Genomic DNA, 16,380 nt, shown 5'->3' with positions numbered 1-16,380 from the left:
GTTCGTTTAGTTTCAAATTCATCATAAGTTGCAAAACTTAAGGAAGACTTAAGGTTTGACAAAATAGGCTAAAAAGAGCTGTTTGTAAGTGAACGACAAGGGCTGAATATATCTTCAGAGGCATGGTATTCCTGAGTCGAGACATCCATTAAACCGAGTAAGGAATGAAATAGATTGTCGTGGGAATAAGGCTTATCACGAGAAGCGTTTAAACAGCTTGAGTCGATATGTTTTTGCTTCGCAAAACCTGGAGACATCCAAAACAGCAAGGGAACCTTGGTTTGGGTTTCTGGGGCTAAGCTGTAGGGCATGCCATGCAGAAACAGACCATTTTCACCCAGTGATTCTCCATGGTCTGAGACATAGATCAGCGCAGTATTGTATTGTTGCAAACTTTGTAAGTGTTTTATCACTTGTGCGGTGACAAAGTCGGTGTAGCGAATGCTGTTATCGTAACTATTTTGAATTTGCTCTATCGAACAGTTTTCAATATCGGCTCGTGGACAATCGGGTTGATAGGTTGCCATTGAACTTGGGTAGCGTTGAAAGTAGGTGGGGCCATGGCTCCCCATCAGATGCATCACAATCATACGATTCCCTGACATCGCCGAGATTTGTTGATCGAGATTTTCCAATAGCACCATGTCATAGCAACTATGACCATTACATTGTTGATCTTGTCGCGAAGTATCTATATTGATGAGAGGAATGTTTTTTGCGACTGCTTTATCGCCTCCATCATTTTCCTTCCATAGTAAGTTAATACCAGCTCGTTGCAGAATATCTAACAGGTTGTCTTGGTGATCGGCTTGCTTGCGATTGAAGTTAGCTTTATTCATGTTAGAAAATAAACAAGGTACCGATACTGCAGTGGCTGTGCCGCAGGAGGACATATTGGAAAAGAAGAACGGGTGATAGGCTTGGGTATAAGCGTTAGTATCACGAGCATAGCCATGGTATTGATAGTTTTGTGCGCGGGCGGTCTCACCTAATAAAAAGATGACTAAGTTCGGCTTATTTGCACTTGTGTTCGCAGCAGCATTTGCTATTTGTTTGGCGTCGGTTGCGAGGGTTTTATAGACCATGGGTTTAGTAAAGTAGCTGTCTTTGACCTGCCCATAGGCACTGTAGACAAACTGGGTAGGAATAATCATTTTATTTAAATAGGAATTATTTCGACCGACCGACGAGTAGTCTTGATAATACAAAGCTGCGATTAATAGAATACCCAAAACAGATAGGATCATGGCTAAGCATTTTTTAGCGATGAAATGAATAAAGGTGCGCTCTTTTTTTATTGGTAATAGCGCGAGTAGAACACTTGGTAGAACGCCTAAGCCAAGGATCCAGGTTAGTGAATATAAGCTGATATATGAGCTGGCTTCACCAGCATTGGTTTCCAAAATATTAACCAACATATCTTGGTCAAAAATGGTGCCATAGTTAAAGCTACTGTAGCTGACAATACTCGATAATAAGATCAATAGAATAAAAAATGGTTTAAACAGTAACGGCCAAGAGAACAGCTGAAATATCAGGTTTAAAGCGAGTACAAAAAATAGCGGAATGCTTATGATGAAACCTAGTTTTACTTGTTCGAGGTGGCTGAATATCTCACTTATTTTGGCGTATATGGGAAGGTTAAGTACCACTGCAAAATACAGGGCGATGAACAAAGTGGCGAGCCAATAGGGTAAGGCGAATCTAGTTAATGAACGCATGTTAAATGAGAATCCAACTCCAAGTAAAAGCAGCGAAAATGAGAGATGTAAGCACCGCGGCTGAGGCTATGTCTTTGGCTTGACCACTCAGCTCGTGCCATTCAGAGCCGATGCGATCAACCACCGTTTCGATGGCTGAGTTGAGTAATTCCACAATCAGAACCAGTATCAGGCTACCAATAAGCAAAATCTGCTCACTCTTGCTTACAGGCAGAAATAAGGCTGTGATGGCTAAAGGCAGTAATAACGTGACTTCCTGCCTGAGAGCGGCTTCACTTTTCCAGGCGGAAATGAAACCATTTATAGAAAATCCTGTGGCATAAATAATGCGTGCGAGGCCAGTATGAGTTTGTTTCATAAGTCTTAATCAGTGGTTAATTTTAATAAATGAAGCTTTCCTCGTGGCTCTGTTAACAGCAAACGAGGATCCGCCTGAACGCAGAGAGCTTAAAATTGTTTTCTTAAGAAATACTTAAGAAAGCGGCTTTATATTGCTGGCTGCCGACTGGCCGCAAGTGAGACTAATGATTGGGGAGGCGGTATTTTCGCGATTGACCAATATTTTACTTTGGAGCAAATTGTTCAACTTTCCTTGGCTGTGGTCGATAGCAAAACCAGCGGCGCTGAATCAACTCGTTATCCCTTGAATAGTTGATACTTCTCCGCTTTGTGTTTTGATTTGGAAGATTGCTTATATCTAATCCATGCTTTCTTCAAGCAAAGTACTGTTTTATTGATTCTTATCAAATAGATTGTGAATGATAGTTAGCTGCTTGTTCTAGTATTTAACTATCAGCAACGGTTCATATTGGGGGATTCTTTTACTGCGGTTTATGGTGTTTTTAAGTAAGGCATGCCATGTGAAACTAGTTATGTGGTGGCTTAATGCGCAACCAATGCACCGCAGGGTTTGATTAACAGCGTTTGACGCTGTTTTGGAAGATTGAAATTAAGATACGTTTGTTTTGAATAACACTGACCGTGACGAATAAGGGATTTCGAGCCAATTTTGGTCATTTATTCAAATTTACGGTGATTTGGGTTTTCTCTCACATGGAAGGATTTATGCGCACAGTTAGTTTTCGACTTAAAGTTATCATTTTATTATTTCTTATTGCCTTTGGTTTTTTGGCTTATGAAGGTATTACCGGGATGAACCGAGAGAAAGCCGCAATAGAAGATTTATATACTCAAGGGATACAACACACCGTTCGAGCTGGTAAGATTTTGGATAATATCGGCAGTGCGCGAAGCTCCTTATTATTGGCCTTTCAGCACGATCCCAGCTCTGAATTTGCAAAAATGCATGACCATCCTTTAGGTAAACATATCGATGCGATTCAAACTAACATTGAAGCCTTGCATCAGCTGATTGACCGGGAAATATTAGGTTCAGATTTATCGGATGAAGAACGCAGGGTTACTCAGCAGCTGGCGAAAGAAGTTGACCAAGTGACGCAGCGTGGTTTTGAGGTTGCGATTAAAGCGCTACAGCAAGGCCAGTTTACTGATGCTAATTTGGTATTATTAAAGGTGATTAACCCTGGTTATGCCTCTGTCACCATGGTCGCCCAACAATTCTTAAAGCTGCAAATAGATGAAGCCGCTAAAAACTTTCAACAGGCCGAAGCTGATACCGAACATTTCATGTGGTCGGTTGGTATTATTATTAGTTTAAGTTTGTTGGTGATTATTGGTCTGTCGGCACTGATAGTGAAGCGCGTTTCGGAAGCGGCTCGTCAGCTTCAAGCTAAATCGAGCTTGATTGTTGCGGGGGATTTAACCCAGCGAATTGATGTGGATGGAGAGGATGAATTTACTGATATTGCCAGCGATGTGAATACCATCGTGGCTAAGTTTCAACATGTGGTGAGTACCAATAAGCAGTCGGTTGAAGTGCTTGCTAGTTCAGCAGAAGAAGGTTCATCGGTTGCGATGCAAACCAAACAAAACATTTTTGATCAACAGCAACAAACTCAGTTAATTGCAACGGCGATGCACCAGTTTACGGCCACTGTTCATGAAGTCGCGCAAAGCGCCAGTACAGCCGCCGAGGCATCGGAAAAAGCCGATTTGGCCGCCGCCGATGGTCAACAGGTGGTGCGGCAGAGTATCGCGATGATCGAAAGTTTGTCTAATGAAATGCAAGACTCGGTTAAAGAAATGCAAAAGCTAGCGCAGCATGCGGAAGAAATTGGTAGCGTGGTAGAAGTGATTCAAAGTATTTCTGAGCAAACTAATTTACTTGCACTGAACGCGGCTATCGAAGCGGCTAGGGCCGGCGAGCAAGGCCGAGGTTTTGCGGTTGTGGCCGATGAAGTTCGAACCCTTGCCAGTCGTACTCAACAGTCGACAGGGGAAATTCAGCAAACGATTTCGCAATTACAAGAGGGCAGTCGAGAGTCAACCCAACGGCTTGAGCAGGGGGCTAATAACGCGAAGTTAACAGCCGAAAAATCTTTACAGGCGGGGGACGCTTTAGCGCAAATTACTCAAAGTGTTGATCATATTTCGGCGATGAATGCACAAATCGCGACTGCTGCTGAACAACAAAGCTCAGTCACCGAAGAGATCAATCAGAACATTATTGCGATTAGTGATATCTCTAATGAAACGGCTCAGGGAGCCGAGCAAAGCTCCAGCTCAACGATGGCTTTGGCCAAGTTAGCTGAGCAATTAAAAATGGAAATCGAAGCCTACACCGTATAGTGGAAGGGCCTTTGAACGGCACTGTTAATCTTGCGAGTGTCCATCGGATATGACGGCACTCGCCATCTCAGAAATTGAATGCAATTGTGCTCCATTAATCTTTAAAAGGTGATTCATGCCGCGTGCTCAGCCGAAACCGTGTTTAACTCAAGCGTGGTTACAATATCAAACAGTTTTGTTGGGTTGGTTACTCTCACAGACCCAAGACTCCTTGTTAGCAGAAGATGTGCTACAAGATGTTTTTGTGAAAGCCTTACGCCAGAAGGACAAGTTTTGTCGTCTCGATAATGTGAAAGCGTGGTTGTTTAAAGTTGCGAAAAATCGTTTAGTCGATCACTATCGCGAGTCTGCAAAGTTTATTAGCAGTCATGATTTGAATCGTCTTGAGCAGCCACAAACGGCGCTTGAGCCGATCGATGCCTTAGTTCAATGCTTACCCAGACAGCTCGAGCGATTAGCGAAGCGCGATCGTCATATTATTCAGTGCTGTGACATTGTAGGGATGTCGCAACAAGACTATGCGAGGCAGCATAAACTGAGTTTATCGGCGGCTAAGTCTCGTTTGCAGCGCGCCAGAGTGAAGCTTAAACAGCAACTTAATTGTGCATGTCAAATTGCTTATGATGAGCAACAGCAGATCTGTTGCTTTAAACCGAAGCGCTCTTAAATCAGCGGGCTTACTATCGAAGGACACTATAGTTTGATGGAAAAATGCAGTCATCTTGGTCTGTAGCGAGCGTTTAATAAATACTATAGCTTGCTCTCTTCCAAATTCATTGTTGGACATTGCTTATTAAAGGGGGATTGGCTCGGAAGAATGCTTATCAGTTAATGCCAAGGTATAGTCTGGCTACAACGCTGGGTAAGTTTTTTGACAAAAACACGATAGAAATCATGCTCTAATCGTTGATTTTCGACTTACTAAAAGTAATGTAATTTTTAAATTACTTGGGAGCACAATTATGTGCTCTTAGTTTCTTACAACGTCAACGATATTTCTTTTTTTGCCGATGAAACTATGAAGAGACTTCAACGTAAATCCTCCAATCATGACTGCGCTGTATAACACGCAGTTTTTCATCGCTACCAGTGGCATTTCATAAAAATCAATAGATATAAAATAGATCTGGCCAGCTATACCAATACCTATTGCCATACCTATATGTTGTAATGCTTGCATTGCACCTGAAGCAGTACCAGAATCTTCTCTATCTACAGTGCTCATCATGCTTTGAAATAACGCAATTATTGCGCTTCCCATTCCAAGCCCTCCTATGAATAAAGGCAATGAAATCCAATATAACTCATCAAATACAGAAATATAGCTAATTGTGAGATATAGTATTGACCATGCAACGGTAAGTCCTAAACAACCACCAAAGACTCTGTAGCGTTGCCATGATAAAGGGCTATTTTTTAGCACTGATGAAGAGATAAGAACCCCTAAAGGGAATGCCAAAGTCACAGCTCCTGATTCAAACGGACTAAAGCCAAGATGTCTCTGCATGTAATATGTTAGTACAAAGAACAACCCTGGAGTCGTGGTACTAAACAACATCATGAACATAGCTTGGTTTGTGAAGAAACGGTTTTTATATAGGCCAACAGATATCAATTTAGGACGACGACTATCTGCTGTAGGCTTCTTCAACCAAAGGTTGAGCCCCCATATACTAGGTAGAGACATCGCTAACACAGCCAGTATCCATGGTTGCCAGCCTAAGCTGTAGCCTTCAATGAGAGGCACAATAAGAGAAATACTCATCAATATAACTAGACTATTCCCTAGCCAATCTATTCGTAATCGTGACCTTTTCACTTCGTTCGCTAGATTTCTTTTCACGCCAAAATACGCGATTACTCCAATGGGAATGTTTATAACAAAGATAATTCGCCAATCAAGGCTGAATAGATTGAGTGAAATCAACGTCCCTCCGACGACGGGGCCAAGGATTGACGCTAAACTTCCCACAATCCCCACATAACCAAACATCTTTGTTTTTTCTTCTACAGGAAACATTGACACTGCAATGGCTAACACCTGTGGAACCATCATCGCACTTGCAAAACCTTGAAAAAACCGGCTGAACATTAGCATCTCAATGCTAGGAGAAACCGCACACATCAATGATGTCGCCATAAAGGCGATTAGCCCGCTTTTGAATAATCGCAATTTGCCATACATATCTCCCAGCTTACCCAAAGGAAGCAAGCAGGCAGAGAAGCTTATCAAATATATGATTGATACCCATTGTGCTTGAGAATGTGAAATATCCATATCTTGGTAAATCCGCGGAATAGCAACATTAACAATGGTTACATCCAATATATTGAGGAAGTTGGCAAGCAACAAGAAGAAGAGTGCTTGCCATCTGTTTGGTAGACATTGATCGTTCATTATACTCAACTCATGTAACTTCAAATGTATCGTGAAGACCATTGTATTTTCATGTATCTTTAAAAGCAACATGAAAAGGAGTTAGCGATGCGAACCGATTCTCGGCTATCAAGAGTTATTCATGCCTTACTACATATGCACGATACTCAGCAACCTTTAACCTCTGAAGCTTTAGCTAAGATGCTAAATACAAATTCATCTGTCATCCGGCGAACAATGTCAGGGTTACGTGATAGAGGTTATGTTATGTCCAACAAAGGGCATAATGGAGGCTGGATATTAATGAAACGCATCGACGAAATTACGTTGCTTGGGCTTTACGAAGCCTTAGGTATGCCTCGCTTATTTGCAATATCAAGCGATTCCGACAACCCAACATGTTTAGTACAGCAGATAGCTGATGAGTCTCTTAACCATGCTTTAGAGATGTCTCGACGTGTATTTATCGCTCAACTTGAGACCGTTACACTTGCAGAACTCAATATGCAATTTAAATGTCGTTTAGAAAGTTTGGATAATGAGCGGGTTCATAAGTCAGACCCACATGAATGACAGTAAATCTGCTCTAGTAAGCCAGATTCACAGTAACATTATTATAATTTGGACACAGGTTGTTTGTTTGCCAAATATCTCGTATGACTTCCAACTTGATGTATGGGATCCACTCCCTCCTTTGCCAAGACTAGACTTAGGAGAATGAAAAAAACGAGGATTCCAGTATGTGGTAAGGCCTTACCAGGTAGCGCCTTCAACAAGAAGCCGAATATACGTACGTATCTTAACCGTCTATTGAAATTATCACTTTGTAAATACGTGGATCCCATATATGTTTGGGTTGCGATTCTTCGCTGTAACACGCCTCTGGACAATAACGAGTTAGCACTCGGTTAAAATAAGCGACTCTATGGCTTTTTTTAAAGTAAAACGTTGAGTACTACTTATGAACTTCGATACTTACATGTCTCAGCTTGGGAATATGTTGTAACAGCTGCTTATAGGCTATCAACGAACGAGGTGCTTCGCTACGTATTGAGATTACAGCGCTAAGTGACTTCTCTCCGAGGTGCCAAACATGCAAATCTGTGATTTCTATCTCTTCGTCTTTCAAAGCTTCACGCACACGGTTCTCGGTGGTTTGACACTGTTGGTCGAGTAAGTGACTACTTGTTAATGATATTAAGCCCCAAGCCCATTTACTTATAACTAGAGCTCCCACAATACCCATTACTGGGTCTAACCAATTAAGCCCAGCGTATTTGCCAGCGAGCAGAGCGAATATAGCGAGTAATGATGTTAGTGCGTCGGCCAGTACGTGCATATATGCTGCGCGTAGATTGTGATCTTGGTGAGAGTGGCTGTGTTCTTCATCATGGTGATGATGGTGATCATCTTTGAGAATCCAAGCACCTACTAAGTTAACTAACAAGCCAATAACAGCAACTAAAATCGCTTGATTAAAGGCAATCGCTTGTGGCTCGAAGAAGCGAGTAATCGACTCAATTATCATGAGAAGAGAAACTACCGCTAAAGCAATTGCACTGGCAAAACCTCCAAGCGAGCTGACTTTTCCGGTACCAAAGCTGAACTTGGGGTTGTTTACGTGCTTGCGAGCATATCGATAAACGAAGATAGTTATCGCGAATGCAGCAACGTGAGTCCCCATGTGCCATCCATCAGCAAGCAAAGCCATGGAGCCAAACCAAGTTCCAGCAACAATTTCAACTATCATGGTAATGGCAGTAAGCATTAATACAATTAATGTACGCTGTTCACCTTGATTGGTGTGGTGAGAAAAATCGTGTTGGTGAGCTTGGCTGCTAATATCAAAAGCGGCTTGATGTTGGTGATCCATAAACTTATTTACCATCCCTGTAAGTAAGAATTCTAATAAAAAATAGTAACTGTTCTCACTCTTATTCTCGCAAACCCAATTTATCTATATGATAAGTTAGATCAAAAAAGCCGCTGATTTGAGTCACGCTCAAGGCCTTTTCATTCTGTAGTTGTTTACGATTTAGAAAACTAAGGTCAATGCTATCAGCAGACTAGCTGCCAATATCGGCCAAAGCCCAGGCTTGATGTTAGGTTTGGTTGCGATATCTTTATTCTTATAACCACTGAACATAGCACTCAAGTAACCACGCTTCCTTAAGCAAAAGTATCCAATCGCCAGTATGTGAATTGCGATAAGCGCAAATAAGTAATCGGCGTTACTTGAATGGAGGGCTTTAAACCATTCGTAGTATTCTTCGTCCACGTAGGCATATAAGGGGCCATCAGAGAGAATGTCATCAGAATTAAACAAGCCAGATAGAAGTTGTATTAATAGCAGTACCCATAAAGCCAGCACCATATAAGAACCGAGGTAAGAGTGCCCAGTATGTATGCTTTCTGTGCCGCCCAATTCTTGTTTAAGTTCATCGAGTGCACCTTTAGGATGAAGCTGTAGTGACTTCAACAGCGCGGTTTCACTACCAAAGTAGCCCCAGATGAATCGAACCAGAAGCAAAGCCAAGAGTGCCAAGCCTAGCTGCATGTGCAAATCGACTTCATCGTACTTCATACTTAACCACAAGCCGACTAGCAGAGCTAATTGCAGCCAGTGATAAAAACGAATAAATCTGTCCCATACCAAAATTTTTTGCTTAACATTCATCATCACCCTCTCACTCTTTGCCTTAGGCGCTTTAGGGGTCTTGCTAGGCCGCCAGTTTATGACGGCCAATAAATACTATTTATCACAACTCATACGAAATTGTTTATGACTTCGTTTGCTATGCTTCTTCACCTTGATTAGGGTGTTTTTGACGAGTTTCTTGTCATCAACTTGTTGTAGTTGGCCAAATAACACCAGCAGTTCATCTATACCTTTTATATAGCTCATATGCGCCATATGGGTATTGTGGTCCATATCCTCCATATCTGGCATGTTACTGTGATCCATACTTTCCATAGCGCTATGATCCATAGTTGAATGGCTCATACCAGAGTGGTCCACTTTAGCCATCTCTACCATATGATCATCATGCTCAGCCATGTGATGTTCGCTATCTTGCAGTTTCAGTGGGATCAATTGCTTAGCTTCTTTAGCATTACTAATCAGTTGTGCTGCATGTTGCTGCATAGCTACCTGATCGTCACCTTTGAATGCATCAACGTAGGCTTTAAGCTCAGATTTCATGTCCTCCATAACCGAGCCAAGCTCGGTGTTTTTACAGTGTTCACTGTGGGCATTGGCTGTAACGCTCACTAGTGTAAGGATGGATGCGGTAAGTATTGAAGCTAATTTTTTCATATTAATTTTTCCTTAATTGTTATTCGTTAATTAGTTTGCGCAGAGATACGCGCTTCCATAAGTAATAAACTGAGGGCAGCACTAGCAGGGTCAATACCACCGCTGAGGCCATACCGCCGATCATCGGTGCAGCAATTCTTTGCATAACTTCGGAGCCGGTGCCTTCACCATTCATAATCGGAATCAGGCCTATGACCACTGTGGCTACGGTCATCATCACCGGTCGTACACGCAAACCAGCACCTTCAACAATGGCTGTGCGTAATTGTTGCCTGTTAATAATGATGTGTTTGGACAAGGTCTCTTCAAGTGATTGATTAAGGTAAATCAGCATGATGACGCCAATTTCTACAGCAACCCCAGCTAGAGCGATGAAACCCACGCCAACGGCGATGGAGAAGTTGTAACCCAATAGATACATGAGCCAAACGCCGCCAATCATCGCTAAGGGCAAGGTGCCTAGGATTAGTAGCACTTCACCCGCTCGCCTAAAGGCCATGTACAACAGCAACATGATGATGGCGAGCGTTGCCGGTACCACTACTTTCAAAGTGGCCTCTGCACGTTCCATGTATTCGTATTGCCCTGACCAACTGACTGAATAGCCCGCTGGCAGAGTTAGATGCTCTTGCACGTACTGCTTAGCATCTTGTACGTAGCTGCCTAAGTCACGGCCTTCAATATCAACGAAGATCCAGCCATTAGGACGTGCGTTTTCGGTCTTGATCATTGGAGGTCCATCTTCAACGTAAACCGCTGCCACATCTCCAAGGGTCAATCGCAGTCCGCTGGGCGTGACCACGGGTAATAGTTTTAGTTGTCCTACACTGTCGCGGTAACGCTGAGGGTAGCGCAAGTTGATTGGGTAACGCTCTAGGCCTTCCACTGTCTCTGACACATTCATCCCGCCAATGGCGGTAGACACTACTGCCTGCACATCTGCGATGTTGAGGCCATAGCGAGCAGTTGCGATCCGGTCGATATCTACTTTTACATAGCGTCCACCTGCAACACGCTCAGCGTATGCGGAGGCGGTGCCAGGAACTTGGCCAAGGATGTCTTCAATGTTTTTACCAATAGTCTCAATTATACTGAGGTCTTCCCCTGATATTTTGATGCCAATAGGCGTTTTAATCCCAGTCGCAAGCATATCGATACGGGTTTTAATCGGCATTACCCAGGCATTGGTCAATCCAGGGAAGTTCACCAAGTTATCAAGCTCTTGGCGCAGTTTGTCGGTGGACATTCCTTCTCGCCATTGCTCTCGAGGCTTAAGCGTGATGAAGGTTTCGATCATCGTGAGAGGTGCGGGATCAGTCGCTGTTTCTGCTCGACCGACTTTGCCCCATACCCTTTCTACTTCTGGCACTGTCTTGATCAGCTTATTGGTCTGTTGTAAGACTTCTCGCGCCTTGCCAATACTAATCCCAGGATAAGTGGTTGGCATGTACATCAAGTCACCCTCATCCAAAGGGGGGATAAACTCACTACCAATCTTGTTTACCGGATAAAAACCTACACCGACTAAGGCGACAGCGATGACTACTACTAACACTGGCGCTTTTAAGCTGAGGTTGAGTAATGGCTTATAGCTGGCTATGAGTAGCCTGTTTAATGGGTTCTTATGCTCGGCAATCACCTTGCCGCGAATAAAGTACCCCATAAGTACTGGCACTAGCGTGATTGCCAAGCCAGCTGCTGCTGCCATGGCATAAGTCTTGGTGTAGGCTAAGGGAGAGAACATCTTGCCTTCTTGGCCGTGCAAGGCAAAGACTGGCACGAAGCTGAAGGTAATGATCAACAACGAGAAGAACAAGGCAGGTCCCACCTCTGACGCGGATTTACCAATCACTTCCCAGCGATTAGCATCAGTCAGCTCGGTTTTCTCCATGTGCTTGTGCACATTTTCAATCATTACGATGGCTCCATCGACCATCGCGCCGATGGCAATGGCAATGCCTCCTAACGACATGATGTTGGCGTTAATTCCCTGCCAGCTCATCACGATAAAGGCAATAATGATCCCCACAGGCAAGCTAACCAATACCACCAGTGAGCTGCGGATATGGAACAGAAAGGCCGCACACACTAAGACCACCACCACAAACTCTTCAATCAGTTTGTCTTTGAGGTTTTCTACTGCACGTTCAATCAAACCGGAGCGGTCATAAGTGGTGACAATTTCTACGCCATCGGGCAGTGAAGCGCTCAAACTATCCAGCTTGTCTTTGACTGCGGCAATCACCTGCTGGGCATTTTCCCCGTAGCGCATCACCACTACGCCACCGACCACTTCGCCCTCGCCATCAAGCTCTGAGAGCCCTCGGCGCATTTGTGGCCCTACTTGAATATCGGCAACATCACCCAGTAGCAAGGGGATACCTTGCGGGTTGAGCTTTAATGGCAATTGTTGCAAGTCTTCGACCGAGCTGATGTAGCCGCTACTGCGCACCATGTACTCGGCTTCACCCATTTCAATCACGCTAGCACCGGTCTCTTGGTTCCCTTGGGAAATCGCGTTCTTTAGCTGCGGCAGGCTCAGCTGGTAGGCTCGCAAGCGATCGGGATCGATGCTGATCTGGTACTGCTTCACCATTCCACCGACCGTTGCTACCTCACTGACACCAGCAACCGTTTGCAGCTCGTATTTCAAGAACCAATCCTGAATACTGCGTAACTGACTAAGGTCATGCTGACCGGTGCGATCGACCAAGGCATAGCTAAATACCCAGCCAACCCCAGTAGCATCAGGCCCTAGCGCGGGCTTTGCTGCTGCCGGCAAATTAGGTGCGACTTGCGATAAGTACTCTAGTACCCGCGAACGTGCCCAGTAAATATCGGTACCATCTTCAAAAATGATGTAGACATAGGAATCACCAAAGAACGAGTAGCCACGCACGGTCTGCGCACCCGGTACTGATAACATGGCGGTGGTCAAGGGATAGGTAACCTGATCTTCAACCACCTGTGGAGCTTGGCCTGGGTACGAGGTCTTAATGATGACCTGCACATCGGACAAGTCTGGAATGGCGTCGACTGGCGTATTTTTGATAGCGAAGCCGCCGTAAACCAATATGGCGAGCGTTGAGACTAAGACTAAAAAACGATTGTGTATCGACCAGCGAATAATACTAGGGATCATTACTGCTCTCCCTCTTCATCATCGAAATCTAGCCAATCCAAATCCTCATCCACTAAGGTACTAGTATCAACATCTGCGCTTTGCTGTGGGCCATGTCCCATCTGTGAATGGTCCATCGTGCTGTGGTCATGACCCATCGCTGGTTGCTTCAATGCTTCAAGATTCAAGTCACCTGGGACAAGCTTGGAAATGGGAAACTGATTGTCTTGCTTGTTAATGGTAAATTTGAGTTCTCTTCCCGGCACGATCTGCTCGGTAATTTCAGCCTGCTCCAATGGAAAGTCCATCACCATACCTGGCCATTCCCACTCTGGTACGGGTTCATGGGCAATGGTGAGGGCTCCGTCTTTTACCGCCATTACCACACCACTCGCCACTACCGACTCGGTAAGCCTATCTGGGGGGCCAATGCGATTGAAATCAGCGCTCAAGCTAGATTCAGAATCCAACATAAATTGGGCACTCGTCACGATGGTGTCACCACTCATCAAGCCATCAAGTATTTCCATTTGCCCCTGACTTTCGCGACCGACTTCAACTCGCACACTTTGGTACTTTCCTGCGCCTCGCTTCATTACTACGCGATCAAAGCGGCCGCCTCTAATCACCGCTTCGCTAGGAATGGTTAATACTTGGCTCGCTTGTGCCGAGGAGACACCGACTCGAGCATACATATTAGGTTTGAGCCGCTCATCATCATTGGCAAACTCCATGCGAACACGCAGGGTGCGAGTAAGCGGGTCAAGATTTGGGTAGATGTAGTCAATTTCACCTTGCCAGGTTTGTCCGGGGTAGCTGTCTACACGCATTTCTACCCGGTCCCCCTGCGCCACTAAGCCTGCTTGGGACTCGAATAATTCACCGATTAACCAAATGCTGTCCAAGGCTCCGGCATCAACTAGCTTGGTAGCAGGGGTAATATAAGCGCCTTCCCTAACACCAAGCTTGGCGATGTAAGCAGAGCTTGGTGCATATAGTTCGACTAACTGTTCGCTACGACGTTGCTTAGTCACGCGCTTAACTTGCTGAGCTGACATGCCCAGTACATTAAGTCGAGTCTTAGCTGAGTCAATCAAACGCTTGTTACCCATGTTCAGGGCATTGAGTAAGTCGTCTTGGGCCTTAACTAACTCCGGTGAGTAAATAGACATAAGGTACTGGCCTGCATCAACACGCTCGCCCTCTGCTTTTACCGCCAGCTTTTCAACCCAACCTGCAACCCTGCTATTAAGTTGCCACTGCGTATTCTCGTTCAGGTTTAGTGTGCCCACTGTTTCAATGGCCGTGGCGAAACTGTTAAGCTCAACCTTGGCTGTTCTCACACCTAGGTTATTCTCAACACTCGGGTCGATGGAGACTAAGCCGGGTTGACTAGCAGATTGACTCTCCTCAAAAACTGGAATGAGATCCATCCCCATAGGAGACTTACCGGGTTTATCACGGCGATAGTTAGGGTCCATTGGCGCGACCCAGTACAGCGGCTTAGCTTCCCCCGATACACTATAACCAGTGTGGCTATCAGTGCTATGCTGTTGCTGCATCAAGTCATTTGCGAAGTAACCTCCGCCCAAGCCAAGGGCTAGAAATAGACTGCTTAATACAAATTTATTCATTCGGTTCTACTCCTACAGGGCCTGAAAATAACGAACTTGAGCAAGGGATTGGTATTGCTGGGTTTGCAGCTGTTCAAACTCCAGCTTCAAGGCGGTTTCATCCATGAAAGCCTTGACCACCAGCTCAAAGCTCACTGTATTAGATTGATAACCTTGGATAGCGGCTTGGGTATTAGCTTGGGCTTGTGGCAACAAAGTTTGCTGATAGCGAGCTAAGCGCAGGTTAAGGTTTTGTACCTGTGCAACCTGACCATTGAGCCTACCATTCATGTTTTTTAGCAGTAGGTCGCGTTCCGCTTGCTTCACCCCCTTACCACGTGTAGCTGAAATAACCGCCTGGTCTTGACGTTTATCAGTGAACAATGGGACGTCCATAGACAAAAAACCAGAAACCAAATCGGGACGAGCACTACCATCCATATCACGACTGTTTCGATGGCCATATCCGACTTCGACTTTAAAGGCGGGCTTGTAAGCCTCATTGGCGATTTCGATTTGTTTTTCAGCGTCATCAATGGCGGCTTGTTTCACCAACACCAGAGGGTGCTGCGACAGCAGTGTGTAGTGTTCGGTATTGGCTTGCTCTGCATAATTAGCGGTGGCATCCCATTGCGGAAGTGCGCTATCAAATGGTTGGTAAGCCTGAGCGCCAAGCCACGTTGCTAACTGTCCTCGATAGGCTTGTTCTTGCTGGGAAAAGGCCGCAATCTGCTCATCAAACTTACTTAGTTGTAGCTCCGCTTGGAACAGGTCTTGGCTTTGCTTGTAGCCCAATTCGAACTGGCCACGCACGTGCTCAACATTGCGAGCGAACAATTGCTTGTTCTCGGCTAAAAGATGTTGTGCCGTGTTAGCGAAACGCACACTTAGCCACATTTGTCGGATTTGCTGGCTAAGTTCCAAGCGGCGTTCAGCAGCTTGATGGCCAGTTTGCTGCTCCAATATTTGGTAACGCTGGCCGCTTAGCTCACGGGTATTGCCTCGGCTAAACTCTTGGGCAAGCCCAACACTCAGCTGAGTCATAGGGTCTTGGTCAAATTTGAAGCTATCAGTGGGTAGGTTCGCGAGACCTAGCCTGATCATAGGGTCCTTTAACTGACCACTCTGCACACCCATGGCTGCAATTTGTTGTTGTCGCTGAGCATATAAACTCTCAGATGGATCGCTACTAAGCGCTAGCTCTACTGCACGTTCAATATTTAAGGGGGCGGCTATCACCGTGGCACTTGTCGATAGCGCAACGACAAGCACAACCTCTTTGCAAGAGGGAATAAACATGTTTCTTCCTTACTGTTGATTAAAGAAATAGTTAACTAAATCAAACAGTAAGAGGGGGTCTGAAGGGTAGTTCCTGTAAAGACGGGTGGAGATTAAAAGTGTAAAAACTGGTCGCTGCACTTTGTGGCTGCGGTATGAAGTGTAGGCTGGAAGATATGAATGCAGGCGTTGCAGCACACAATGACAACTGACAATCTAACTTACATAAGTCATCCAGCTTAGAT

12 protein-coding genes are annotated in these 16,380 nt (G+C 44.8%); 3 read left to right on the top strand and 9 right to left on the bottom strand.

Going from position 1 to position 16,380, the window contains the following annotated elements; genetic code table 11:
• Window positions 1-68: 68 nt before the first annotated feature.
• Both ACRRSY_RS17640 and ACRRSY_RS17635 read right to left on the bottom strand, forming a co-directional pair.
• Window positions 69-1,721 (bottom strand): phosphoethanolamine transferase, encoded by a 1,653-nt coding sequence (locus tag ACRRSY_RS17640; protein WP_432463730.1) that lies wholly within the window; start codon window positions 1,719-1,721, stop codon window positions 69-71.
• Window position 1,722: 1 nt separating this feature from the next.
• Window positions 1,723-2,079, bottom strand: a complete 357-nt coding sequence (locus ACRRSY_RS17635) for a diacylglycerol kinase (RefSeq protein ID WP_432451949.1) — start codon at window positions 2,077-2,079, stop codon at window positions 1,723-1,725.
• Window positions 2,080-2,786: 707 nt separating this feature from the next.
• Between ACRRSY_RS17635 and ACRRSY_RS17630 the strand changes: the two genes are divergently transcribed.
• Together ACRRSY_RS17630 and ACRRSY_RS17625 are read left to right on the top strand one after the other, a co-directional pair.
• On the top strand, window positions 2,787-4,430 hold the full coding sequence (locus ACRRSY_RS17630; RefSeq protein WP_432460003.1) for a methyl-accepting chemotaxis protein: 1,644 nt from the start codon (window positions 2,787-2,789) through the stop codon (window positions 4,428-4,430).
• A 115-nt stretch (window positions 4,431-4,545) separates the two neighbouring features.
• The gene (locus tag ACRRSY_RS17625) at window positions 4,546-5,097 is read left to right on the top strand and encodes a sigma-70 family RNA polymerase sigma factor (RefSeq protein WP_432463729.1); all 552 of its coding nucleotides are present in this window, start codon (window positions 4,546-4,548) and stop codon (window positions 5,095-5,097) included.
• A gap of 303 nt (window positions 5,098-5,400) precedes the next feature.
• Here ACRRSY_RS17625 and ACRRSY_RS17620 read toward each other — a convergent pair whose 3' ends face one another.
• Complete coding sequence (locus ACRRSY_RS17620) at window positions 5,401-6,828, bottom strand: MFS transporter (protein ID WP_432463728.1); 1,428 nt, start codon at window positions 6,826-6,828, stop codon at window positions 5,401-5,403.
• Between the two features lie 87 nt (window positions 6,829-6,915).
• Here ACRRSY_RS17620 and ACRRSY_RS17615 point away from each other — a divergent pair, with 87 nt between their 5' ends.
• Window positions 6,916-7,380, top strand: a complete 465-nt coding sequence (locus tag ACRRSY_RS17615) for an Rrf2 family transcriptional regulator (protein ID WP_432451953.1) — start codon at window positions 6,916-6,918, stop codon at window positions 7,378-7,380.
• Window positions 7,381-7,762: 382 nt separating this feature from the next.
• Here ACRRSY_RS17615 and dmeF read toward each other — a convergent pair whose 3' ends face one another.
• From dmeF to ACRRSY_RS17585, 6 genes are all read right to left on the bottom strand, one after another.
• On the bottom strand, window positions 7,763-8,680 hold the full coding sequence (gene dmeF / locus ACRRSY_RS17610; RefSeq protein ID WP_432451954.1) for a CDF family Co(II)/Ni(II) efflux transporter DmeF: 918 nt from the start codon (window positions 8,678-8,680) through the stop codon (window positions 7,763-7,765).
• A 162-nt stretch (window positions 8,681-8,842) separates the two neighbouring features.
• Complete coding sequence (locus ACRRSY_RS17605) at window positions 8,843-9,487, bottom strand: cytochrome b/b6 domain-containing protein (RefSeq protein WP_432451955.1); 645 nt, start codon at window positions 9,485-9,487, stop codon at window positions 8,843-8,845.
• A 72-nt stretch (window positions 9,488-9,559) separates the two neighbouring features.
• Entirely contained in the window at window positions 9,560-10,123 is a 564-nt protein-coding gene (locus ACRRSY_RS17600) for a copper resistance protein CopA (protein ID WP_432451956.1), read from the bottom strand.
• Window positions 10,124-10,142: 19 nt separating this feature from the next.
• The gene (locus tag ACRRSY_RS17595) at window positions 10,143-13,265 is read right to left on the bottom strand and encodes an efflux RND transporter permease subunit (protein WP_432463727.1); all 3,123 of its coding nucleotides are present in this window, start codon (window positions 13,263-13,265) and stop codon (window positions 10,143-10,145) included.
• Window positions 13,265-14,878: an efflux RND transporter periplasmic adaptor subunit gene (locus ACRRSY_RS17590; RefSeq protein ID WP_432463726.1), complete on the bottom strand. Its 1,614-nt coding sequence runs from the start codon at window positions 14,876-14,878 to the stop codon at window positions 13,265-13,267. The genes ACRRSY_RS17595 and ACRRSY_RS17590 overlap by 1 nt, the downstream gene beginning before the upstream one ends.
• A gap of 12 nt (window positions 14,879-14,890) precedes the next feature.
• A complete protein-coding gene (locus ACRRSY_RS17585; protein WP_432463725.1) occupies window positions 14,891-16,156 on the bottom strand; it encodes a TolC family protein in 1,266 nt (421 codons plus the stop codon).
• Between the last annotated feature and the right edge of the window lie 224 nt (window positions 16,157-16,380).

The sequence above is a fragment of the Agarivorans sp. QJM3NY_33 genome, assembly GCF_050870865.2.
Taxonomy (GTDB): domain Bacteria; phylum Pseudomonadota; class Gammaproteobacteria; order Enterobacterales; family Celerinatantimonadaceae; genus Agarivorans.
This window is presented reverse-complemented; position numbering and strand designations above follow the sequence as displayed.

Coding starts and splice junctions, on each gene's coding strand:
- ACRRSY_RS17640 (WP_432463730.1), bottom strand. CDS start 1,721: ATGCGTTCATTAACTAGATTCGCCTTACCCTATTGGCTCGCCACTTTG.
- ACRRSY_RS17635 (WP_432451949.1), bottom strand. CDS start 2,079: ATGAAACAAACTCATACTGGCCTCGCACGCATTATTTATGCCACAGGA.
- ACRRSY_RS17630 (WP_432460003.1), top strand. CDS start 2,787: ATGCGCACAGTTAGTTTTCGACTTAAAGTTATCATTTTATTATTTCTT.
- ACRRSY_RS17625 (WP_432463729.1), top strand. CDS start 4,546: ATGCCGCGTGCTCAGCCGAAACCGTGTTTAACTCAAGCGTGGTTACAA.
- ACRRSY_RS17620 (WP_432463728.1), bottom strand. CDS start 6,828: ATGAACGATCAATGTCTACCAAACAGATGGCAAGCACTCTTCTTCTTG.
- ACRRSY_RS17615 (WP_432451953.1), top strand. CDS start 6,916: ATGCGAACCGATTCTCGGCTATCAAGAGTTATTCATGCCTTACTACAT.
- dmeF (WP_432451954.1), bottom strand. CDS start 8,680: ATGGATCACCAACATCAAGCCGCTTTTGATATTAGCAGCCAAGCTCAC.
- ACRRSY_RS17605 (WP_432451955.1), bottom strand. CDS start 9,487: ATGATGAATGTTAAGCAAAAAATTTTGGTATGGGACAGATTTATTCGT.
- ACRRSY_RS17600 (WP_432451956.1), bottom strand. CDS start 10,123: ATGAAAAAATTAGCTTCAATACTTACCGCATCCATCCTTACACTAGTG.
- ACRRSY_RS17595 (WP_432463727.1), bottom strand. CDS start 13,265: ATGATCCCTAGTATTATTCGCTGGTCGATACACAATCGTTTTTTAGTC.
- ACRRSY_RS17590 (WP_432463726.1), bottom strand. CDS start 14,878: ATGAATAAATTTGTATTAAGCAGTCTATTTCTAGCCCTTGGCTTGGGC.
- ACRRSY_RS17585 (WP_432463725.1), bottom strand. CDS start 16,156: ATGTTTATTCCCTCTTGCAAAGAGGTTGTGCTTGTCGTTGCGCTATCG.